Raw genomic sequence first — 24,183 nt, forward strand, 5'->3', positions numbered from 1 at the left:
AAAGCGCATCAGTAGTTATCTCTTCAGCTTAATATTAAGTTAGGTAATTGCTCTCTGGTTATAGTTCTAGGATGATTATAAAAGTCAATCAACGCTTGTCGCTGCGTATAAGTTTCACTGTAGCGAATATGATCACCTTGTCGTTTATATACAAATTCCCCATACCATGTGCAGTTCCACAGCCATAATGCATCATCTTTCATCATTTCTGAAACTGCTGGAATAACTCCATTTTCTGATAGTGTAATTATTTTATTACCTTTTGAATAAGAGCGAGCTTGTAAGAAACGATCTAATTGAGCGCTGTAGTCATGTTTTTCTGCATAGATATCTTCGCCAATAATATCTACATACTCATCTCCAGGATACCAATCATCATGCTGTCCATTCCATACCCAGATTAGATTATTCAAGCCATAATAATCCGTTAGACGATGGTACATATATTTCCATAGTTCCACACATGGTGCTGCTCCTTGAGCACCCCACCAAAACCATTCACCCGATGCTTCATGCAGTGGACGCCATAATACAGGAACATCTTCCGCTTGAAGACGTAATAATTGCTGGGCTATCGCATCAATATCTCTTACCATTAATTGAAATAATTCAGATTCTTTGTCTGCCATTGCTTCGGCAAAATTGAAGGTTGTTGCTTCAGTATAAAAACCACGATCCCAGCTACGTTCAGGTGGTATATCAATTAAGCCAACTGGAGCATTCCAATGCCAACAAAAAGTTACGATACCGCCATCTTTCCACCACTGAATCGCAATATCCGTATCTTCGCAGGTTGAACCACGCTCAACCCGTGAAGGAGTGTAATTCATAAAATCAAATCCATATACCGCGGGATACTTTCCAGTTGTTTCGCGAATAACCTCTATCTCAGGATGACCAATTACACCGATCTGCTGTCCAGAAAGTACTTTTTCACCATAAATACTGCAGAGATATTCCATTAATCGCCTTGCCGAAACAGAAGCCTTTTCATTAATAAGAGTAGGCTGTACATCATAATGCGGTAATTTATTTCTAGTATTCATACCATCTCTCCCAAAACTTTTCATCGTTTAAATGAAAAGTTGCATCGTAAGTGTAAAATTAGGAACAAATTACCCAACAATACCGCTTCTTTCAATACTTTCAACGAAGTATCTTTGTACAACCAGATATAATGCTAACAATGGTAGAATCGCAAGTAATATCCCTGTATCTATAATCATTGCCACATGATTCTGATCAGCTTTAAAATTGGAACTAGGTGAGTATCCCATTAATACAGGTATAAATTGATTCGCTTGAGACGGTAATGTTGCTACTTTCAAAGACATTAATTCCATACCATTCATAAACAATGTCGTATAAAATGTATCATTGTACTGCCATACAAAGCAGAACAATACGACCGTAATAATTGGTGGAATCGCATTAGGTAGCATAATTTGGAAAAAGGTTTGTATTCCACCAGCCCCATCAATAAGTGAAGCTTCCTCAATTTCCTTTGGTAAACCTTTGAAAAATTGACGGAAGATATAGATGAATAGTCCTGCCTTTAAGCCGATAGCGGTAGCTGAAGTAATAACTGATGGCCAATAACTATTCAACAGATTAATACCTGGTTTTCCAGAAAACAATTCAACAATTCCAAAAATATCAAAGTTTTTGAAATGTAAGTAATAAGGAAGCATTAGTGTTGTTGTTGGAACAAGTATCGTTACAATAACAAGTCCGAATAATATTCCATTACCAGGAAAATTAAACCTAGCAAACCCGTATCCTGCTAATGCACAACTAGCTACGGTACATAAGGTTGTTATAATTACAAAAACTAATGTTTTCCCTAACATTGGGAAGTAATCAAGAATTCCCATCGCTAACGTAATATTTTCCCAAGTAAAATTTACAGGTACCATATAAATGGTAGGATTATAAATATCTACTTTATCCTTAAAGGCAACGGCAATCTTCTGTAATATTGGATAGATAATGATGAATGATATACCTGTAATAAGTAAAGTACGAAATGCTACATAAAGTAGATCAAATACTTTTTGTAATAGCCGTTGATTACGATAATATCGTTCATCTGTATTTTCTTTGCTCATTACGACCACGCTCCTTTCATCGCTTTAAAGTATGATCAGTTGTAGTGTATTCGTTTGGCAAGTACTACCCCGATAATGGCTAAGAATATCGTAACTACCAACGTATATATCCAAGACATTGCTGCACTCAAACCGTAATTCTGTGTCTCAAATGCAGTAGAGTATATTAAGTTTGTAATTGGACTTCCACTGAATGAATCAATAATGGTATAGATAATATTCGTTAATATTAACGGACTCACCATCGGGAATGTAATCTTCCAAAACGATTCATAGGAAGTAGCACCTTCCATCTTCGCTACCTCATACATGGAACTTGGTACGGATTGTAGGGCAGCTAAAAATATTAAGATTTGAACGCCTGAACTTGTAATAATGCTATATATTTGTAAAATAGCTGTAACGATATAATCTGCATATGATAACGGTATACCAATATCAAGTAACATATAGACAATCGATGTTACGTTGTAGCTAGATAACGACCCTTGCATTTCTTCAACATACGTTGCACTACCTATTAAACTAATAAGGCCACTTTGCTCTGCAGATGCAATCGCATTAGACGCTAATATTACTGGTAAGAAGAAGATGGCGCGGGCTACTATCCTACCACGGAATTTCTGATTTAATAATGTCGCAGAGAACAAGCTGAAAAATAAAATCATCGGAACAGATAATATCATTTCCCACACTGAACTTGTAAGTATACGATTGAAAGTAGCTTCTACAAATAATGCCGATCGAAAGTTTTCAAAGCCTACTGGAAGTAAGGAATAACCTTCCGATTGAATTTGTAGTTTTGAAAAACTGAATTTAATAGATTGAATAAGCGGAGACATATAGAAAAATATAATTCCGAATAACCAAGGACCGATGAAGAAAAAGCCAAGCATCGAGCGCTTACGATATAGGGACATTTTGTTCAATTTCATGAGCGCTCTCCTCCTACACTGTAATTTCTTGGTGCGATTTGCACACCTTTCACCGACACTTCTTCATCGTTATAATTGACAATAACGACCTGGCCATTATCATATTGGACCTCAACAACTCCTGGCTCATGTACAATTCGATTGCTAATTGAGGCATTACTTACTGCTGCTAACACATCATTAACTTCGCTATACATGGTTACAGCATCCTCCAGCCATATTTCATATTGCGTAGAGAAATACTCATCGTATCTGGTGAACTTTAATTCAGAGGAATCATCATAACTCCATATAAAATGTGGGTATGCTCCTTGTTCAATAGATACTAGTATCTGATATTGTGTATCTTGCTCATCCGATAAGTTTATCGACTTACTTGTATAAGGAATATAACCGTGTAATACCATTTGATAGAATGGAACAGCTTCATCCGTAATATTAAAATTGCTAGATGCAGATGGCGCATCGATAATATGATCGGCATAGGCCCAAGCGTATGCATTACCACCTACAATTAATGTTTCTTGCTTATCAGCTATTTGTTGGAGTGATTGCTTGACAATTTCTTTAGCTGATTCACGATGAACAACTCTTGAGACTCGATAATCTGCACCTAGCACATTTCCTAGATCACGTAATGACAATCCCGTAACCTTATAGCGACTATAGCTATCAAGAAACTCATCTACGAAATAAGATAATTTGGATGGAGATAGTAAATATTGACTACCTAGAATTGGACTCATTCTGTTTAAAGAACGATTATAAGGATGTAGTTCTACAACTTCTCTCGTTACAAAACGTGAAGCATCAGATGACGGGGTAAAGCTTAGATCATCTTCATACATCAATTGGAACGCGACATCAGGGAACAGATTACCACCATTTTGTTGTAATTGTGCCGCTAATTGTTGCAAATCATCTTTATTACCTAGCACGGAATCAATCTTTGTGTTCGTTGGGGTTCCGTGTCGGATGCCTTTTTCGAACCAGCCAACGTAACGCATATTCACATTGTTAATTCCACGGCTACCTAATTGATCAACAATAGTACCTGCTTCTTTAAAAGTTGTCAGTGAATCGATTGCGCGATAAGGTATACCTAGAAACGACTCACGAGTATCATACGATCCAACGATATCAAGGTAGAATGGAACGGTAGCTTCTGATGTTAACTGCTGTAATATGCCCGCCTCAATTAGATGCTCCCGATAACGTTCTGCCATTCCACTATAATTCGCCTTCTCTCCACTTAGGAAGCTATAACGAACTTCAAAATCCCCGTTATATCGCTCTTCATTCAAGATTTGAATTTCTTGATATACGGTACCAGTATAAAGCTCAAGCCAATCTTCACCACGCAAACTGAATGACGAATAAACGTTATTGTAAGAGTTTTTCATTCCACTTATAGAACTAGTAATACTCCCTATAGCCTCACCATTGGTTATTTCTGCCAACCAACCTGCATCATTACGTGCCAATCCAAAGACAGGCATTCTTGCACTTTCGCTAACCATGCCACGCGACCAACGTGTATTATTCGGATCATCTCCATAAACACGTTGCACGTATTGTTCTTCTTTCACTTTACCGTTGTTCAAGTAGATTAAACTTCCTGAACCGTCTGGTACAAACATATAACCTTCATCTTCAAGTCCTGCAGCCCCAAAGAATGGCAGTATATCAATACTACGAATAAGGTAGCCGCTAGACTCTTCTATCGCCGCTACTGGAACTTTGGCAACTAATTGATCACCTTCAAGACGATATTCAAGAGAAACCGTAAACTTTGGTTTTTCAACAGTACTTCCCGCTCCAGCACCATTCTCTGCCTCGTCGAATGCCAAGTCTTCCTCCGTATATCCTGATTCATCAAAAGCTTTAATCATCTTATTAAGAACAAGTTGCTTTTCCACTTGAGCATCCAATCGTTCCATTACGTTAGGATTATCTTTCATCGCCATATAACGTGCTTTAACGTAATTCATTGAGCCTTCAGGTAGATTAGCTAGAACTTTTGATTCGAATCTTTCCTTACTAATATATTTGGGCAACGCGTCAATGCCTTTAGATACATCGCCTAGTGTGTAGGTTACACGTACACCATCAGTAATCGACTCTACAACAAATTGCTCATTTTCGATGCTTTTGTCGTAATTAGAAAAAACGTATAGATTACCTACAGTATCTCGATACTGCAGGACCAACTGTGAAGACAGTAAAGACTTTTCATATCCTGAAGCTATACTATCATCCGCCCTATCTTGCGGGTTACTGTACCAAGTTTCCCCAGTAGCAAGATTTACCACTGCAATTTCCGTGGACTTTTCATTGATGAATAGCGCTAATTCACCATTATCAGCAATGAGTTTCATGCCATCTACCTTTGCTGAACTTTTAACATTAATCGAGCTCAGGTCTTGCCCTATTTCAAGTTGTTCACTACGTGCAAATGCAGACAAATCTGTCGCAGGAGCTCCTTTATTAACTAGTAATAGTGTCCCAATGATCAATCCTGTAAGAAGGAGAGCACCGAGCACCACATATAAAACCTTTCTATTTTTCATGGTTGCCTCCCCCTTTACGTTCGGAACAGCATTTCACGGTATACGTTATAAATAAAATCATAAATTTGTTGAACCATACTTAATACAAGTGCACCAAGGAATACAATAATCCCCATTACTATGATCGTAAGACCGATTGTAATAATTGTTTTCAAGACAGTGTATTGATGCACGGTCATTATTCCAATAAAGAGCAGCCATATGAACCACAATGATGCAATCGAAATAAGTAAGTAGTAGAAGGCGATCTCCTCTTCTGCCATAAACCGACTAATAAAAGTCATTGGTAGATAAACAAGAATAATTGGAGTCAACGAGTATCCTGTCGCTTTTACAATTTCAAGAAATTTCCCTTCACCACCCATTAGCGTTGTAATGGACCAGTTGGCAACACACCATAGTAGAAATGGTAAGATTACGGTAACGATATCCATAATACTATTGAGTGTACGTGGATCAGAATAGTTAACAAGAAATCCTGCATATTTCTTCTGTAAAATGATAGCAAGAATCGTTAAGAAAATAAGAGTGTAGACAACTTTCAACTTACCTTTGTTTTCGTACTTCAGATCCCAGAAACTATCGAACGGCTTGAAGATAACTTGTAATGGGAAGTTGATGAAATCTTGCTTCATAACGCTTGATCCCTCCCAACGGAATGACTGTTATTGGATATAGCGTCTTTTCTACGCAATTTTCGCCAAATAGATATGCCAAATGCTACAAGAGAAATGATAAGAATAGTTGTCATAATAATAGTGAAATGTTCTTTCAGTTCTTCACGACGATAACGTTTGAATGCAACAGAATATTGTTCGCGCTCCATACCTTGCTTGAAGTAAAAAATTGCTTCTTCATTCTGTTTCGCCATAACTAATGAACGCCCAATGCCGATATATGCTACATCATAATTACTATTTAACGTAAGTATTTCTTTCCACAAAGGAACAGCTTCTTGACTATATCCGTTATAATGCAAACGAGATGCCTCATTGACGAGACTTCCAAATTTTGTAGGTTTTAGTATTGTAATATTAGCTTTGGCCCGATCGAGTATATATTGCTTCTCTCCATCGAATTCAACCGCTACAGGAGTTTTGAATGTTCCCATCTGATTACCAAGTGCACCATAGATATAAAGCAAATTGCCTTCTGCGTCATATGTAAATACTTTACCTTGGCGTCTATCTAATGCACTATATAGACCATCACCTAAATATTTAATATCCACAAAAACAGATGGCCCTACTGAAAACCGAAATATAATATCGCCTTTAACATCAAAATATCCGAATCGTTTTAATACATCTTCTCCAGAAGGATTCAGACGTTTAATCGGTGTCTGAGTATTCAAATCTATATTAGTCGCATATACAAATCCTTTATGATCGACATCAAGATTTGAAAATTCTGTAGGAATAAATAACACCATCTGACTGCGTTGTTCCTTCGTAGAAAGTGATCTCCATAATATTTCGTAATAATCACGTCGAACTTCATTTTTTCCGATATATCCTAGAAATGATCCATCGATATCGAATTGCATAATCCCCTCAAACACGCCATTCGCTACGACGTACATACGCTTTGCTTCGTCTACCGCTATTTTTTGTGGAACGAATTTGAACCCTGTAGCAATAATATCTGATTGTGGATTTTCAATAACAAGTCTCAAATTATATTGATCATCAAATGCAACGACTTGACCTAGTACAGAGTCTGCCACGTACAGTAAATTATCTGTATCTACAAATATACCTGTTGGATTTTGAAAATTCGTCTCCGTACCATCCACTGTTGTATACCCTTCAATTATCTGTTCAACTTGCCATTGTTCATTAATAATAACAATTCGCTTATTCCCTGTATCAGCAATGTAAATTGTACCGTCACTAGCTATTGCCATATCATTAGGCTCTAATAAAGCACCTATGCCCAGATCCATTCCATATATTGTTTTCTCTGGTACATAAGCTGCTGGAGAAGCAACTGCTTCTTTCCAATAGTTATAGTTATAGGCTTCATAAGGTGTACTTGCCTTCGCGACATCGATCATACTACTCGAGAAGAGAAGGGAAGCCATTACGACAGCTGATATCCATTTCTTAATGAACATAGTTACCCTCCTATTCCTTCATACCTGATGATGCCATCGTTTCAATGATCTTACTTTGTGAGAAGACGAATAGCGTAATGGGTACACTCATAAGGATTAGTGCCACCGCTGCTGCTGCACCTGCCCTAGCAATCCCCCCATAAATGATTTGGTTTGCTGCAAAGTGAAGACTTTTCAGTTGTTCACTGTAAATAAAACCATTGCCATCACTACCCCATAAAATTTGGAATTGTAAGATGATTAACGTTAACCAAGCAGGCTTCACATTCGGCATAACAATCGTCCAAAAAATACGATATTCACTTGCTCCATCAATTTTTGCAGATTCTAACAGTGCATCTGGCATTTGCTCCATAAATTGCTTCATTAGATATAGTCCGAGTGAATATGCGAATGCAGGGATGATTACTGCCCAATAAGAATCAATAAGGCCAAGCCAGCTCATTACCATGTAATTCGGAATTGCTGTAACTGCTGGTGTAAACATTAAAGATAAAACAACAATTTGAAACAAGATTTTTTTACCCGGGAAGCGATGTTTTGCTAGCGGATATGCTGCCGCCGAAGCAAAAATAACATGTCCTACAACACCCATTAATGTAATGAATACCGTATTAAAGATATAACGACTGAACGGGACCCAAGATTCTCCCAGTAGGTTAAGTAAGTCGCTAAAGTTATTAAAGGTCGGATTACGTACGAACAAAGTCGGTGGGAACAGAAATATTTCATCTAATGGCTTAAATGCATTATTAACCGCATATACCAAAGGCAAAATCATAAATGCTCCAAAGAAGGCTAGTATTGTAAACAAGCTAAAGCTTCCCCAGAACGAGCGATTTACCCTTTTTGTACGTAGTTTAAAGGAGAAGGGCATGCTCATTCACCTACCTTACGTAATAATTTTTGTACGATGAGGTTAGTACCTAGCATAATGATAAACAGTACGGTAGCAATTGACGAAGCATACCCCATCTCAAATCGAGTTGTACCGTAATCAATCAAATGGGTAACGATCGTTTCTGCTGCATAGTTCACACTTGGGAACCCAGCTAACGCTATCGATACTTCGGCGACGGCCAGTGAGGTTGTTAACTGGATAACCGCACCAAACATTAATTGTGGACGCATCGAAGGTAGAGTAATGTACCATAACTCTTGCCAACGATTACGAATTCCATCAACTGCACCCGCCTCATAAAGCGTACGATCTACCGTCTGTAGACCTGCAATAAATGCTAGGAAACCTGTTCCCAGTGACAACCATAATTGGACAATAATAATAATAGGTAAAATATATTCTTCCTTCTTCAACCATTGAATAGGCTCCAATAGTATGCCAACTTTAATAAGAAAACCGTTAGCTATACCGTAGCGATCACCTGAAAAGATCATTAACCAGATGAAAAATACATTACCTGAAATCGATGGTGCATAGAATACCAGCGTCATTAATGCTCGCAGCTTCGGAGATAACTCATTAATAATCCAAGCGAATACGAAGCAGGCGATGTAACTTATAGGACCCGTAATCACTGCAAATAATATTGTATTTTTGATTGCAACTAAGAAAATGTCATCCTCTAAAAATAGTCTGGAATAATTATGCCACCCAACAAATTTAGGGAATTCTAGCATATTGAAATACGTAAAGCTTAGGATCATCGAAATCATAACAGGTAGAATTGTAAATATTGCGAATAAAATCATATACGGTGCTAGAAGGATATATGATTGTTTGTTCTGTTTCATTGCTTGCCATTTCAAGCTCCACCAGTTGGACATGCTGTTCTCCCCTCCTTATTGTGGCAATCCAAACTCTTCTCGTTTATTATCAATCTCATCTTGAATGTAACCGGTATAGTCCATTAAAGCTTCTCTAGCTTCTATTTGACCGATAACCGTTTTGTAGAATGCATTAAATAGATGACGACCAGTAAAGTATCCGCCCGGTACTTCCGGAATTCCTACCACGTATTGGAATTGCTCTTTCAATTGCTTATAATCTGCAACTGGCCAAGGCAAACTATCAAGCGCATTAATGTTAGCGGTAGGGTAACGAGCTGCTGCTCCCATTAATCCTTCCATTTCACGTCCGAATTTCGCTTGCGTTTCGTCACTAGTCCACCATTTCATAAATTGCCATGCTGCTTCTTTGTCCTCTGCTTTTTCAAGCATCATTACAGAAGAACCACCACTTGGTACTTGACGATTAATTGAACCATCTTCTTGCAATGTACCTGGCATTGGTGCAAACCCCCATAGACCACGAATCTCTGGAGCAAACACTGTCAGCTGATTATAAAGTGTGTAATCTGCAATTCCGATTGGCATTTGACCTGTGCGGAAACGGTTTGCAAAATCATACTCACGTTCTAATTTGTAGTCGGTATAATACTCCGTCCATGTCTTAAATGTCTCAATAGCAAGACGCGAATCAAGATCTGATTCTTTGCCATCGTTTCGATAGAATTGACCACCATTTTGGAATAATAATGCCGCAAAGAGTGAGTTAGGTGGGATGTTCTGACCTTGTACTGCTGCTTGTTGTACTTGTGGCATTCCAAATTCCATATGATTTTTACTTAGGACCGCAAGTAAAGAAGACACTTCATCCCAAGTCGTTGGAACTTCTAATCCAAGCTCCTCCAACACATCTTTACGATAGAACAACATATTGAATGTTTGTTGCTCAGGTAGAGCATATACACCATCAGAGTATTGATAAGGGACAACTGCGCTTGAACGAAAACGTGTTGCTACCTCGGCGAAATCTTCAAATTGTGTTAGATCAACCGAAGAATTACGCATCGCAAAGTTTACTGGAATATCATTTTCAATTTGCATCGCAACATCTGGACCTTGCCCCGCTAAAGTTGCCGGTAGTAGCGTATGCATTTGGACAAGTTTCAAGTTAACGTTAATACCTGTCTCTGAAGTAAATGTCTCATCGATCATCGCCTTCATCGTATTCGCTTGGTCACGACCACTACCAATCCATACTGTTATCGTTCGTTGATCTGTAGCATCAGATACATTACCGATACTGTTGTAATCGATAAAGAAGGAATTAGCAAACGTCTTTACTTCATGCGTTGCTTTCGCTATCAAACCTAATCCATCTACTTTGATCTTCTCATCTGGTGAAGTTAGTAAAATGGCATCGATCTCAAGTGGATGTTCTCTAGCTTTTTGAACCCATGTGCCAAGACCACCTGTATTCGTCTTATATTCGTTTAGTTTACGATGAATATTTTCAGGTTTTTCAATCATTTCATTAAGCTGGACAGTCATTGTTTTCAATAATGCTTCTTGATCGCTTGAACCATCAGCTAATAGTTTCAATTGAGCTGCAACAGCCGTTAAACGATTTCGCTCTTTAGTTAAATTCTCAATTAAATTAGGAATTTTACTCGTCAGTTGATAATCACGATATTCATCAGGCTTCGTACCTGTAATCATGAGAATACTACGATAGGTCGAGTTAAGTTCGTATAAGGAATCTTCAACCTCAGAGATTAGCTCGGCAAATGGACCGAGTGTAACTTCCATACGAATCGAATGCTTACCCGCTGTGAAATGATATAAGTATGGTTTATCATCTGCTCCTAGTGTCTCCAGACGGTAGCCACTCTTGTATTTGAATCCTACTGCATTCATTTCTTGGAATGGAACTTGACCATCAATGTAAAGTTTTCTAGTAGAATAGATTCCGCGAACCCAGTTCTGCTGAGTTACAAACGATAGGTTATATAAACCATCGGTAGGAACATCTACTTCCCATTCCACCCATTGTCCTGGCATGCGCCAGTTAAATCCGCCAATCGTATTTATTTTAATTAGAGAAGCGCTATATGGTGATACCGCTGCACTAGTACGTTCACTAACTGGATAGAGCGTAGGAGAAGATTTTACAATAGCGGATTCACCTTCAACTCGAAGCTGCACTCCTGATGTTTCTACAATTCCTGCTTGCTCATATTGTTGCAATAACGTTTCATAGGTTGGCACAACTTGTTGTTGCATTAATTTTAATTCTTTCAGTATCATGGGCTCACGAGAAGCTTGGAATGAAAGACTATGTATGCCTTTACTAAAGTAAAATTGGAATGGCTCCGTTATGTAGCCATTAGAATCTTGAACTAGCTTAGTTGTCCATCGTGGAGCTTCGACTTGCCTAGGGCGTAACTCATTCCCTTGATTATCTACTTTAATTTCGGATAGTTCGTTATTCCATAATCGATCGAATTGGATAAATTGTGCTTCTTCAAAAGGTACTATGCCATCAATAGCAATAATTCTTTCGATAGATGAACTCTTTCCCTCTACGGGATAGTAAAGTACTTCTAATTGGTACAGTCCTGCTTGCTTGACCTCAAAATCCCATTGCACTGTTCCTGTCTCACCTGTGTAGAGTGCAGAACCTTCTATTCCTTCAACCTGTAACACTTCAAACTCAGTACCATTCACATGAGCATATTGGGTTGCGTCAATGACAATCGTTGTGTCAGGTTTTGATGCAGATTCATGTTCAGAAAGGTATGATGCATAGCTGTTCTCTCCATTTAGAGATGTCGCCAAAAAATCATTAATAGTCGATACTACTTGATTATCTTTACTTGAAAACGCATTCACAATAAGGATGATTGTCGTTAATAAGAGCAAACATGCCCCTAACATAACGATCGCTGTAGCCTTATTAGGCTTCCTACGCTGACGGCTCACCAAGTTTCCTCCTCACTTCCGCTATTGCTATGAACAATTATTGGTATAAGAAAAGGGAAGGCATAGTACACTTCCCCTTTTCATCATTAGCTATTGCAATTAATTACCAAGTTTCTTTATCGCAGCTTCTGCTTGCCCTTTATAAGTCTCCGCAGCGGCAGCAGCACTAACTTTATTGACAATAATATCATTAACAAATGCCCAAGTAGGGAATTCAGGGAAGGCATCATCAAGGGTGATTAAACCAGTACCAGCTATATGATTACGAAGCATATCAACATCATCTTCGAAGCCATATTTCCCTTCTAAGTAATCTTGACCTGGATAGTCTTCAAGCATTGGTACATCAAATGTTTCTTCGAAGATTTGGTAAACTAGTTTTGAATCTTTAACACCTTTACCAATGAACTTTCCAGACGCAGCTGTATTTGCATAAGTATAGTCTGTTGTTTGGCTAGGACCTTTAGGAATTGGCACGATACCGAAATCGAAAGTCAATCCTCCTAGATTCCATTCAGCTACCGTAAACATTGCTACGTCGCCGTCTTTGAATGTATTAGATTCATTCCAATCCATTGGGTCACCAGTACTTACTTTCACAACTTTATCTACATTATATAGTTGGTTCAAGAACTCGCCTGTTTCAATAGATCCTGCACTAGAAAGTCCTTCAACTAAATTTACATCATCAGCGATATTTACTCCATTTGATACTGCGAAATGTTTATAAACATCTAAACTCCATCCAGCGAATCCAAATACATCATTTTTACCGTCATTGTTCGTATCCTTTGTTGCTAGCTTAGCAAGCTCTAGGAATTTATCCCATGTCCACTCACCATTTGCATACAACTCTTTCGGATCTGGAAGACCAAGTTGTTCGAATATTGCACGATTATAGTGCATACCTGCTCCGATTGATGATGGATTGTCGAATCCATAGTAATCACCAGCAATTGGTGAATACTTAGTTAATAAGTTACCTTCGTTATTAATGTTACTAGCGGAATCAGTAAATTCACTAATAGGTTGAATGAGTCCTTGCATAATAAGTGGTAATGCTGCTTTATACTCTAGTTGTACGATATCAGCGAATGGTTCGCCGCTAAGTACACTATTCGTGAAATTAGCAACCATTTCTTCAAATGGAACGACCACGAATTCGATCTTCACCTTATATTTTTCCTCTACTGCAGCAATTTTTTCTAATCTGTTAATATCTGATTGTGTTTCACCTAGTGGGGTTTGATCATACCAAGCAGCAATTTTAATGACACGTCCACCAAGATCGTATGTTTCTTCTGGCTCAGGTGTTGGAGTTGTTTCTTCTACTACTGGAGTTGGTGTTGGAGTTGGTGTAGCATTAGCAGGACTTTTACCACCGCCACAAGCTGTAAGTACCATTACTAGACAAAGAAGCAAAAATGAAAACCCTTTCAATTTACGCATTGTCGAACCTCCCATTTTTATTATGTTTAGGTCACACCAACAAAACTGGACAAATGATGTAAAATAAATTGTTGCACTCTCGCATAACATGTAAACAATTGTTATGATTTGTTATTTTGTTAGCGCTTCTTTACATAACAAATATTAACATGCACATAACAGTTTGGTCAATGATATTATCTTTTTTTTCCATAATTATTAATAAACCACATATTTTTTAACAGTTCCACATATAATGACGTTGCAAAACAGTAACTATCATGTTATGTTTGGGATAACAAAAATAACAAATAAAGCGAAGTGATATTTTATCATGAGAAATAAAATAACGATACAAGATATAGCTAATGAAGTTGGGATGTCCAAGTATGCAGTCTCACGAGCTTTATCAGGTAAATCTGGGGTCAGCCCGGAAACAAGACAGTATATTGTTCAAAGTGCTGAACAGTTAGGTTATTTTAAGGAGAAGCCACTAACGAAATTTTATTCTCCTACTATTGAAATCCCTCTTGATTCTTGGACTGGAACTGGAACCATTCTTGTTCTATTTCCTAATATTCCATACCAAGATACAGAATCTTTATATTGGGGTCCTCTCTTCAATGGTATATCTACTCGCTTGAATCAAAAAGGAGTTAACATTCTTACATTAACCGAACCACCTAACGATTCTATTTTTTCGTTATTGAATCCAGATGCAATTAAAGGCATTGTTACACTTGGTTCAATTTCTACTTCTATATTGCTAGAAATACAGAGTCTCAATATACCGATGATCATGGTTGATCACCTGGATTCGAATTTGCAGTGCGATACTGTTTTTTCAGATAACACGATAGCAATGCAACAAATTATGCAACAACTAATACACGATGGATATCGTAAGTATCAATTTATTGGAAGAATTAAAGAAGCTCAAAGCTTCAAAGAACGCTGGTTAGCTTATCGTACTGCTTTAGAAGAACATGATATCGAGCTGAATCAGAATCCAATACTAATCACGCCCACTTTAGAGCATATCCATGATGCAATTCTAGAAGCTGTTCAAAAGGATGGGCTCCCTGAAGTATTTGTATGCACGAACGATACTACTGCAATGTTCACTATTGAAGTACTAAATAGCATTGGCTTACAAGTTCCACGTGATTGTATCCTTACAGGCTTTGACTATACCTATCCTGAATTACCGTTATATGCAACGGTTAATGTGAACAAAGAGATTATAGGTAGTCGTGCCGTAGATCAATTGTTTTGGCGTATTATGAATCCAAATCAACCCTATGAACGTAAGTCACTCAGCGCAGATCTTATTTTGAATAAACAATACAGTAAAGCATTACAAAAAACATAATCAACAAAAAGAGGAAGCAGAGAGCAGCCCACTAAGGGGCCATCCCTGCTTCCTCTTTCTATATATTTATGTTGGATGTTAGCACACGACTTGTTGTGCATCGCACAACAGAGTCCTGACTACCTCGGAGCATTACTCGCACGCTGCGATGATGTTACCCCAGAAGCAACCCCAACGACTTGTTGTGCAGCGCACAACAGAGACCTGACTACCTCGAAGGTAATTCATCAAGCTTCGTAAGGATTACCCCAGAAGCAACCCCAACGACTTGTTGTGCAGCGCACAACAGAGGCCTGACTACCTCGAAGGTAATTCATCAAGCTTCGAAAGATACCCAGAAGCAACCCCAACAACTTGTTGTGCAGCGCACAACAGAGACCTGACTACCTCGAAGGTAATTCATCAAGCTTCGTAAGGATTACCCCAGAAGGTGCTTCGCGAGCCAGCTCGGTTGTCAGCACCAAGAAGATGACATGAAGCTAGTGACGCGAAGCGCGGAATGTACGTTATTGGTACATGAGCACTGGAGCAAGCGATGAATGGCATATTCGCAGTCGAATCCGCTACGTCAGCATAACCATCGTGATCACAAGCGAGCTAAACCATTACGCGGCAAATATTGTTACTTAATTCAACCGGATCCTCAATCGATAACCCTTCAATCAATAGAGCTTGGCTATATAATAGTTGTGTATACAGTCCAAACTTCTCTTGATCATTACTGTATGCTTGTTGTAGTGCACGGAATACATCATGGTTGATGTTAATTTCTAATACTTTATCCGCTTGAACGCCATTAGCATCAGGCATTCCTTTTAAGATTTTCTCCATCTCGATGGACAATTCGCCTTCGGAAGATAGACATACTGGATGACTCTTCAGACGTTTAGAAGCTTTAACAGACTTCACTTTTCCATCAAGTAAACTTTGCATACCAGCAAACAATTCCTTTGTTTCCTCAGTCTCAGCTTGTTCTTGATCTTCGCTGCTATTCACATCAAACCCTAAATCTCCGCTTGAGATTGAACGGAATTCTTTCTCATTGTAGCTTTGGATAACTTTTAGAGCGAACTCATCAATATCATCCGTTAAGTACAATACTTCATAGCCTTTATCTAGCACAACTTCAAGTTGTGGTGATTTCTCAATTCTCGCTACGGATTCACCTGTAGCATAGTAAATATATTTCTGATCTTCTGGCATACGCTCAACATACTCTGCAAGAGTAACTAATTGTTTGTCTTTGGAAGATGTAAACAATAGTAGATCTTGAAGATCACCTTTGTTCATACCGTAATCATTGTATACCCCAAACTTCAATTGGCGACCGAATGATGCATAGAATTTCTCATAAGATTCGCGCTCATCTTTCAACAAGCTTTGAAGCATAGATTTGATTTTGTTTTTAATATTTTTCGCAATTAATTTCAATTGACGATCATGTTGTAATAGCTCACGAGAAATATTAAGAGATAGATCCTCTGAATCAACCATACCTTTCACAAACCCAAAATAGTCTGGAAGTAGATCCGAGCATTTCTCCATAATTAGTACGCCATTAGAGTATAATTCTAACCCTTTTTCATATTCCTTCGTGTAGAAGTCATATGGCGGATTTTCAGGTAAGAATAGAATTGCATTGTATACAACAGCACCATCTGCGCTAATATGAACATGTTTCAATGGTTTATCAAATCCATAACGCTTGTCCATATAGAAGAGATTATAATCATCGTCTGTTAGCTCATTTTTGTTGCGGCGCCATAGAGGAACCATACTGTTAAGTACTTGCTCTTCCACAACTTCTTCAAATTCGCCTTCGCTATCTGCTTTTGGTTGCTGTGAAGCAATATCCATCTTAATCGGATAACGAATGAAATCTGAGTATTTTTTAACAATAGCTTTTAAGCGATATTGTTCAAGATACTCATCATATTGCTCATCTTCAGTGTTTTCCTTAATGTGCATTACAATTTCAGTACCAATCGTTGCTTTCTCTGCTGATTCGATTACATAACCATCTGCACCATCAGAAACCCAACGATATGCTTCATCACTACCAAGTGCACGTGATGTTACAACTAGCTTATCTGCAACCATGAATGCGGAATAGAAACCAACACCGAATTGACCAATAATGTTATGTCCATCTTGAGCTTCATTTTCTGACTTGAATGCAAGCGAACCACTCTTAGCAATTACGCCTAGATTATTATCTAGCTCTTCCTTAGACATACCGATACCAGTATCAGTAATTGTTACCGTACGAGCACTTTTATCGATTGAAATTTTGATGAAGTAGTCCTCTTTATTGAACACTAACTGATCATCAGATAACGCCTTATAATAAATTTTATCCATAGCATCACTTGCGTTAGAAAGTAATTCTCTAAGGAAAATTTCCTTTTGTGTATAGATGGAGTTAATCATCATCTCCAACAGTCGTTTGGATTCTGCTTTAAATTGCTTTTTAGCCATTGTGATTCCAATCTCCTTTCAACTACTATCCATTTTTATTAGCACTCTATCAACTAGAGTGCTAACCCTACTTGTTTATATACCATATTTTAAATTCCACTGTCAATATTTTAGAGATTAACTTCTCCAAAAACGTTGCATTGAATTACTGTTTGGATTGTTGCCATAGACCCTAAATTTAATGCCTGTACAAAGAAAATAAGTAATTTGAGCTCCATAGACCACAATTTTAATGCCTATACAAAGCAAATGAGCAATTCCAGCGTCATAGGCCACAATTTTAGTGTCTATACAAAGAAATTAAGCTATTCCAGCTTCATAGACCACAATTTTAGTGTCTATACAAAGAAATTAAGCTATTCCAGCTTCATAGACCACAATTTTAGTGCCTATTCAAAGCAAATGAGCAATTACAGCTTCATAGACCATAATCTTAATGCCTATACAGAGAAATTAAGCTTTTCCAGCGTCATAGACCACCATACTGTGCAATTTGAAGTAACCTTTGGCACAATGTACAAATACTCCGTACATAGTAGCGGAGAGGACATATCGTTGATGGAAAAGCGTTAACAATCGTGTTGTTCACAGATTTATATTGTACGTACACTTAGAAAAATCCGTGGACAACGGCGATTTGAGTATTGATTTGTTCTGGAAGCATCAAAATTACACAGCTTCATTAGCTACATCAAAACGTCTCACTAGTACATATTAATTTACTCCGTAGTGTTGTATGCATGTAGCAATGTATAACGCTCAATGCGAATATGATGTGCTTCCTCTAAACTTAATTTACAAAGTTCTGGTGAAATACCAAGCTCAGCAATCGTTGTTGGACCACCCACTTTAGCGAGCAGTTCTGTTAAAACTTGGCTACTTGGAAGTTCACTCAATAGTTGCTTAATTTCTGCCCAATGTTGCGTGATAGCTGGATTAACATTTGGCTGTGAACCGAAATCTTTTTCCGCTAGTTGATGATACAATGAAGCGATTACAATACAGCTTACGCCAACCTTTGCACCATGCAATAGTTGCTTATAGCCTTTCTTAATAAATTCCATCTCCCAATAGTGTGACAGATGATGTTCTGCGCCTGAAGCTGGATGCGATTTCCCGAATATTAACATAGCAATACCCGATTCAATAAGTGCACTCATAAGATGTGCAATACCCGCTTCTTCTCCCGCAGCGATACTATCTGCTGCTCGTACGCATTTGTGAAGTGCATTGACCGTAATCTCATCTGATATAGGAAGATACGGCTCATCATTCGTTAGATTGCCGAATTTCCAATCCAGCAACGATGTATATTTACCTAGAATATCACCAAAGCCTGCGGCAATAAGTGACTTAGGTGCTTTAACTAATATATTTAGATCAGCGAAAACAGCATCTGGACCAATCGCTACGATCGTTTTCTTGAATCCCCGTATGATGATTGGAGCGCCTTTGGAGTTGAATCCATCGACAGAAGGAGCTGTTGGTACAGATATGAATGGTAATGATACCGTATGCGCCGCATAACGCACTACATCATGAATCGTACCGCTACCTACAGCAATAACTACTTCGGGATGATGCTGTTGGATCGCTAATATTAACTCGATAATAGTTTGCTCGTCTGCAATAACATCATCGATTTTATTAGCAGTAAGTATTGTAGTTGTCACTCCGACTGTACCATCTTCATTAAAGTATTGCTCTAATTGCTTGGCAGCTACTTCATAAGTTTTGTTATCCGCTACTAACATAACCTGTTTCATTCCACGTCGTTTCACATAAGGAACAATTTTTGATAAAGCGCCTGTTTCAATCATAATAGTATCCATACCGATACTTTCTCGTACGTTTACATCTAACTTTTCCATAATGGAGTTAATGTCTTGCACATAGTTCATCATGATCTCTCCCAGCTCATCTGTAGTATAGGTAAAGGAGACAATCCCTCACTCTAATATAGAGAGGAAATTGTCTCCTTTCATTATAACTATTTCTTGTTTATAAGTCATATCAATTACTAGCTTAATCATCTAGTAATTGATCTCAGTCTGTATAACGGTTCATAATTACCATTGAATGGACGGGGCATTAATAAAATACGTCTCTGTAATCCCGTTCTTTATATATACTAATTTGTATTGCACTGAATCAGTCCCTTGAGATGGATAGTGTATAAAATCCATATTTCCTTCGTTCTTAGCTTCTTGAGGTTGCCACTCTTCTCCAACCTTTACCGATAACAACATCTCATCTGCATCATCTTTCTTCTCAAATCCTAAAGAATGAATATATTGATTACTAAAATAAATATCGTCTAATGTAATAACATATTCATTAATAGAAACTCCCTTGCTAATTGAGTAGAAGGCGGGTACATAAACAGTAAAATTTTGTTCAAGACTCGTTTGTAATTCGTAAATATTGAATGGTTGCACAACGGTATCCACATTCAAAATGAATTGTTTCTCACCTAATATGCTATGTTCCACAGTTATTGTGAAAATCATCTCGGCTTGCTGTTGTTCCAAACCCCATCTGAATACTCCATCAGCATTTCCGTCATTGTCTACATCTAGCTCAGGAAGAGACTCACTACCCTGTCTAACTGCTATTAGCTGAATCGATGGTACTGTGGAGCTGAATAGAAGACTTATACCATCAGTATTCACTGGTATTGCTTCATTTGTTAGTAGATATGTGATATCTTCGTCGCCAACCACATCATTCTTAATATAATCAATAGGTTTCAACCTTACAACTTTCTGAAGATTAAGATCGAAAGGTCTCGCTATATCTGACCATTGAGGGGGTACTGTTGATAAATTTAAGTTGAATTCTTTCTCACCTAACATTTCGTGATTCACCTTTATTGTGAATCTCATCTCAGCTTGTTCTGGTTCCAACTGTGTTGTAAACACACCATCATCTAGTTTTCCGATGTCTTTGCCGTCGCTTCGTGTAACCTCTAGTAGCTGTATCGATTGATCTTCAGATTGGAATACAAGATTTACATCATAGCTGTTTACTTCTATTGGTTGTTCAATGACTAGATTGGTGTAATCATCATCAGTTTCATCGCCGCTTCTAGTATAATCCATAGGCGTTGAACTTCCGTCTGTCTCGAGTTGAACAATAAACGGTCTTATTATATCTTCCCATGTAATCAATGGCGTCGAAACAGTAGTAGCTACATTCAAATTGAATTCTTTCTCACCTAATTTGTCATGTTTCACCGTTACTTTGAATCTCATCTCAGCGTGATCCTTATCCAAATGTGTTCTAAACACACCATCATCTTGCTTAGGAAGAGACTCGTCACCTCGTGTAACTTTCAATATTTGTATCGATGAATCTTTTGATTGGAATACAAGATTTACATCATCGCTATTTACTAGTATTGGTTCTTCAATTATTAGATCAGTTATCGAATTACCACTTTTAATATAATCCATAGGTGTCTGAATTCCATCTGTCTGGAGTTGAACATCGAATGGTTTTGTTATGTCAGACCATGTAATTGATGGCCCGGGTGGATTAGTTGGCTTAGGTGTATTAGGAATAGATCCATTCTTACTTTGCTCTTCTTCTAATCTCTCTTGCTTCTCACGTTCATATTTATCTCTCTCAGCCTGACTAAGCTTTTGAAGCCACAACTTTTCTAATGCATCGAGACGATCCTGTTTTAATTTATCTTCTTTAGCTTTTTGTTCGCTAGCGTTGAATCCATTGGTTAATGCATCTTTTTTCGCTTGTTCAGCAAGTAATTTTTCCTGGCGTTGTTGTTCTGATAATGCATCAAGTTCAAATTTCCAGTCTACATCGCCTGTATTTTGATGTAATTCATTATTAGTTAATTGTTGTTCTTTAATTTGCTGTTGTAATTTTAACAGATTATTTCCATCTATTTTGTTAAGTTTAAATGCCTCTTTTGCTAATGCAAGTAATAGATTATATACGTTATCGGTATATTGGTTTTGTGATAACGGGAATTGATTAATTTCAGTTGGGAAAGTTGATGTTGTAAATTTATTCATCAATTCTTGGTTTTCACTAATTATTTTTTGAGCACTTTCCAATATTGATTCCATAACTTCAGTACTTGTCGATTTAAGCATTTGCGCTAAAACTTGATTATCAATCGGAATCATCTGAAGCTGATCTTGAGCCCCTACAGTTAATGCTGAAGCTGGATATACATTAAAATGATCCGAATTATTGTCGTTGCCTGTAACATTAACATTTCCAGATAATACGGCTAATGATGGTAGTCCTGTATTAGGATCTACGCCTACAAAGAAATTAGTACCTCGCACGCCCATTATTGCAGTAGGTGTTTCCAATACAAATTCGTCATCTTTATTTTTGATCGACTTCACATCGACCCATACTTTACCTTTAAGCATACTTACTTTGGTTGTTGTACCACTCTTGTTAGATAACTTACTAAACGTTACTGTGGTACTGCTTTCTAATACGAAAGTGTCATCTTCTGATGTTCCATTCGAAAACTTCAATACAACTGAACTTTTCTTACCCGTTGTTACGACATCACCTTGATTCAAACTCATGCCTTTGAATCCTTTTAGTGTCTTCTTGCCACCAGATTTTTTGACATCAACAGTACCTTCAATCTTGGAAATAATTGCTACTCTTGAAGTAGCGGCTTCTGCTAATCCAACATGACTAAATATCGATACAGCTAAGAAGATAGCAATAAAAGTGACTATACTCCATCTTTTCAAAGTATTCCCTCCTTCGTTCATTATGAGTTAAAGATTGTATGTCGAATGACAACATTATTGTTCGCTTGATCCCACTCCACGTCATATCCAAGTTGCTCTGCAAAGAATCGCAATGGAACTAACAAGCGATTTTCCTTTACGATAATTGGATTTCCCATTAGCAATTCACTACTTACTCCATCATTAATAATATTTACGATGTTACTTGTTGCAGAGAATCTATAGGAAAGTTTATCATTTACGATAACTTCATATTGCTCAGTCGCTGCCAAATAGTTTATTGTCATACCAAGCTTCGTAACGATTGCTCGTAGAGGTACATACGTACGATTTTCTTTCATAATAGGAGCTACATCAGTTTCTAAGAGCTCATCGTTAACGATAATATGGATTTCACCATCTTGCTCTACTGTTTCAGGTATTACATAAGATTGTACGACTCTAATCCTATTGTTGGAAGAGTCCGCTATTGCGATATCTCCATTATCCAATTCTATGACGTCAGTAGGTTCATTCAATGCTGCCGAGGATAGTACGCCATCTGCGAAACCATATTCCCCACCAATACCTGCTAACGTAGTGACGTTACCATTTTGAATGGCACGAATGACATGATTAAGCGTATCTGCAACTAGCAATACACCTGATTTTGTTAGTGTAATACCCGACGGAGAAGATAGTCTTGCATCTGAGATTGGTCCGTCGATATAATCTCCTGTCACGTATAGTTCATTGCTGCCATACGATCCATTCCCCGCTACAGTGGACACCTTGTTGTTAGAAAAATCGATATAACGGATTCGCTGATTTCCTTTATCACTTACATATAAATTATCTTTCTCATCTATTACTAAGCCAGTAGGTTCATTGAACATAGATTCAGAGATAGAACCATCAGCAAAATCCCCACTATGTTCTATTACACCTGGGAAATACTCTACGACTCTTTCTGAAGCTTTATTCAAAGTTGTAACTTTGCCATCCGTATCAATTTTACGAATAAGATGATTAAGTGTATCAGTAACATAGACGTTACCTTTACTATCTACCGCAACATCTGATGGATAGTAGAAGCCTGCTGCTGAACCTATGCCATCTTGATCACCAGGTCGCCATGAGCCGGCAATCGTAGTAACAACACCGTCTTTACCAATACGGCGAATACTATGATTATCTGTATCTGCAATATAGATTTGTCCTTGTGCGTCTAGTGCAAGCCCACCAGGTGACTGATACATAGCTACATCAATAGCACCATCTCCGTAACTTCCAATAGGTAGCGAAGATTCATCGAAATCTACAATAAGACCGCTTAGTGTTTTTAGCTTGTCATTAGCTAGTACTCTAATTTTATGATTTTTGCTATCACTAATTAATAAGCTACCATCTTGCTGCTGCAATAGTGAAGTAGGATAGAAAAGTGATGCCTCTGCGGTAGAACCGTCATTAAAATCAGACTTTGATTGTCCAATCATCGTTCGTAATTCTAATAACCCTTTCTTACTATTAAGCACACTATCAGCTTGCACAGTTAATGGTGTCGCTACAGCCATAACGAACACCGACGTAATAATGATATTTTCCCTTAGAAATTGACGTTTCAAATCAGTCACCAACCTTTTATTTTTCAACTCACTTTTGCATCTCGCTTAATACCTTTAAGTGAACTTTCCTATAAATGTTATTTACTCTAATAGCAAATATAC

15 protein-coding genes are annotated in these 24,183 nt (G+C 37.8%); 1 reads left to right on the top strand and 14 read right to left on the bottom strand.

From position 1 onward, the window contains the following. Nucleotides 1-23: 23 nt before the first annotated feature. The 10 genes from NV377_RS20050 to NV377_RS20095 all read right to left on the bottom strand — a co-directional run bounded on the left by NV377_RS20050 (nt 24) and on the right by NV377_RS20095 (nt 13,903). Nucleotides 24-1,046, bottom strand: coding sequence for a glycosyl hydrolase (locus NV377_RS20050; RefSeq protein ID WP_258202577.1), 1,023 nt, complete (start codon nt 1,044-1,046; stop codon nt 24-26). Nucleotides 1,047-1,115: 69 nt separating this feature from the next. Further along, a complete protein-coding gene (locus NV377_RS20055; RefSeq protein ID WP_258202578.1) occupies nt 1,116-2,108 on the bottom strand; it encodes a carbohydrate ABC transporter permease in 993 nt (330 codons plus the stop codon). A 35-nt stretch (nt 2,109-2,143) separates the two neighbouring features. After that, the gene (locus tag NV377_RS20060) at nt 2,144-3,043 is read right to left on the bottom strand and encodes a carbohydrate ABC transporter permease (RefSeq protein WP_258202579.1); all 900 of its coding nucleotides are present in this window, start codon (nt 3,041-3,043) and stop codon (nt 2,144-2,146) included. After that, entirely contained in the window at nt 3,040-5,613 is a 2,574-nt protein-coding gene (locus tag NV377_RS20065) for a DUF5696 domain-containing protein (protein ID WP_258202580.1), read from the bottom strand. The genes NV377_RS20060 and NV377_RS20065 overlap by 4 nt, the downstream gene beginning before the upstream one ends. 14 nt (nt 5,614-5,627) lie before the next feature. Further along, a complete protein-coding gene (locus tag NV377_RS20070; RefSeq protein ID WP_258202581.1) occupies nt 5,628-6,248 on the bottom strand; it encodes a Yip1 family protein in 621 nt (206 codons plus the stop codon). Next, complete coding sequence (locus NV377_RS20075; RefSeq protein WP_258202582.1) at nt 6,245-7,729, bottom strand: NHL repeat-containing protein; 1,485 nt, start codon at nt 7,727-7,729, stop codon at nt 6,245-6,247. Before NV377_RS20075 ends, NV377_RS20070 begins: the two co-directional genes overlap by 4 nt. A gap of 10 nt (nt 7,730-7,739) precedes the next feature. After that, nucleotides 7,740-8,612 (bottom strand): carbohydrate ABC transporter permease, encoded by an 873-nt coding sequence (locus NV377_RS20080; protein ID WP_258202583.1) that lies wholly within the window; start codon nt 8,610-8,612, stop codon nt 7,740-7,742. Beyond that, nucleotides 8,609-9,514: a carbohydrate ABC transporter permease gene (locus NV377_RS20085; RefSeq protein WP_258202584.1), complete on the bottom strand. Its 906-nt coding sequence runs from the start codon at nt 9,512-9,514 to the stop codon at nt 8,609-8,611. The genes NV377_RS20080 and NV377_RS20085 overlap by 4 nt, the downstream gene beginning before the upstream one ends. 15 nt (nt 9,515-9,529) lie before the next feature. Then, complete coding sequence (locus NV377_RS20090; RefSeq protein WP_373425841.1) at nt 9,530-12,409, bottom strand: extracellular solute-binding protein; 2,880 nt, start codon at nt 12,407-12,409, stop codon at nt 9,530-9,532. Nucleotides 12,410-12,553: 144 nt separating this feature from the next. Continuing rightward, nucleotides 12,554-13,903 carry an ABC transporter substrate-binding protein gene (locus tag NV377_RS20095; RefSeq protein WP_258202586.1) on the bottom strand — a complete coding sequence of 450 codons (1,350 nt, stop codon included), beginning with the start codon at nt 13,901-13,903 and terminating at the stop codon, nt 12,554-12,556. A gap of 313 nt (nt 13,904-14,216) precedes the next feature. Between NV377_RS20095 and NV377_RS20100 the strand changes: the two genes are divergently transcribed. Further along, entirely contained in the window at nt 14,217-15,254 is a 1,038-nt protein-coding gene (locus NV377_RS20100) for a LacI family DNA-binding transcriptional regulator (RefSeq protein ID WP_258202587.1), read from the top strand. Nucleotides 15,255-15,851: 597 nt separating this feature from the next. On the opposite strand, the gene htpG is transcribed toward NV377_RS20100, so the two are convergent. The 4 genes from htpG to NV377_RS20120 all read right to left on the bottom strand — a co-directional run bounded on the left by htpG (nt 15,852) and on the right by NV377_RS20120 (nt 24,081). Next, nucleotides 15,852-17,732, bottom strand: a complete 1,881-nt coding sequence (gene htpG, locus NV377_RS20105) for a molecular chaperone HtpG (RefSeq protein ID WP_258202588.1) — start codon at nt 17,730-17,732, stop codon at nt 15,852-15,854. 719 nt (nt 17,733-18,451) lie between these two features. Then, nucleotides 18,452-19,636, bottom strand: coding sequence for a sn-glycerol-1-phosphate dehydrogenase (locus tag NV377_RS20110; RefSeq protein ID WP_258202589.1), 1,185 nt, complete (start codon nt 19,634-19,636; stop codon nt 18,452-18,454). 165 nt (nt 19,637-19,801) lie between these two features. Then, nucleotides 19,802-22,477 carry a FecR domain-containing protein gene (locus tag NV377_RS20115; RefSeq protein WP_258202590.1) on the bottom strand — a complete coding sequence of 892 codons (2,676 nt, stop codon included), beginning with the start codon at nt 22,475-22,477 and terminating at the stop codon, nt 19,802-19,804. A 20-nt stretch (nt 22,478-22,497) separates the two neighbouring features. After that, a complete protein-coding gene (locus NV377_RS20120) occupies nt 22,498-24,081 on the bottom strand; it encodes a stalk domain-containing protein (RefSeq protein WP_258202591.1) in 1,584 nt (527 codons plus the stop codon). Nucleotides 24,082-24,183 lie beyond the last annotated feature (102 nt).

It is taken from the genome of Paenibacillus endoradicis, from assembly GCF_024721975.1.

What these genes read in the sequence shown, in the direction of transcription:
- NV377_RS20050 (WP_258202577.1), bottom strand. Translation starts at nt 1,046, where the DNA reads ATGAATACTAGAAATAAATTACCGCATTATGATGTACAGCCTACTCTT.
- NV377_RS20055 (WP_258202578.1), bottom strand. Translation starts at nt 2,108, where the DNA reads ATGAGCAAAGAAAATACAGATGAACGATATTATCGTAATCAACGGCTA.
- NV377_RS20060 (WP_258202579.1), bottom strand. Translation starts at nt 3,043, where the DNA reads ATGAAATTGAACAAAATGTCCCTATATCGTAAGCGCTCGATGCTTGGC.
- NV377_RS20065 (WP_258202580.1), bottom strand. Translation starts at nt 5,613, where the DNA reads ATGAAAAATAGAAAGGTTTTATATGTGGTGCTCGGTGCTCTCCTTCTT.
- NV377_RS20070 (WP_258202581.1), bottom strand. Translation starts at nt 6,248, where the DNA reads ATGAAGCAAGATTTCATCAACTTCCCATTACAAGTTATCTTCAAGCCG.
- NV377_RS20075 (WP_258202582.1), bottom strand. Translation starts at nt 7,729, where the DNA reads ATGTTCATTAAGAAATGGATATCAGCTGTCGTAATGGCTTCCCTTCTC.
- NV377_RS20080 (WP_258202583.1), bottom strand. Translation starts at nt 8,612, where the DNA reads ATGAGCATGCCCTTCTCCTTTAAACTACGTACAAAAAGGGTAAATCGC.
- NV377_RS20085 (WP_258202584.1), bottom strand. Translation starts at nt 9,514, where the DNA reads ATGTCCAACTGGTGGAGCTTGAAATGGCAAGCAATGAAACAGAACAAA.
- NV377_RS20090 (WP_373425841.1), bottom strand. Translation starts at nt 12,409, where the DNA reads ATGTTAGGGGCATGTTTGCTCTTATTAACGACAATCATCCTTATTGTG.
- NV377_RS20095 (WP_258202586.1), bottom strand. Translation starts at nt 13,903, where the DNA reads ATGCGTAAATTGAAAGGGTTTTCATTTTTGCTTCTTTGTCTAGTAATG.
- NV377_RS20100 (WP_258202587.1), top strand. Translation starts at nt 14,217, where the DNA reads ATGAGAAATAAAATAACGATACAAGATATAGCTAATGAAGTTGGGATG.
- htpG (WP_258202588.1), bottom strand. Translation starts at nt 17,732, where the DNA reads ATGGCTAAAAAGCAATTTAAAGCAGAATCCAAACGACTGTTGGAGATG.
- NV377_RS20110 (WP_258202589.1), bottom strand. Translation starts at nt 19,636, where the DNA reads ATGATGAACTATGTGCAAGACATTAACTCCATTATGGAAAAGTTAGAT.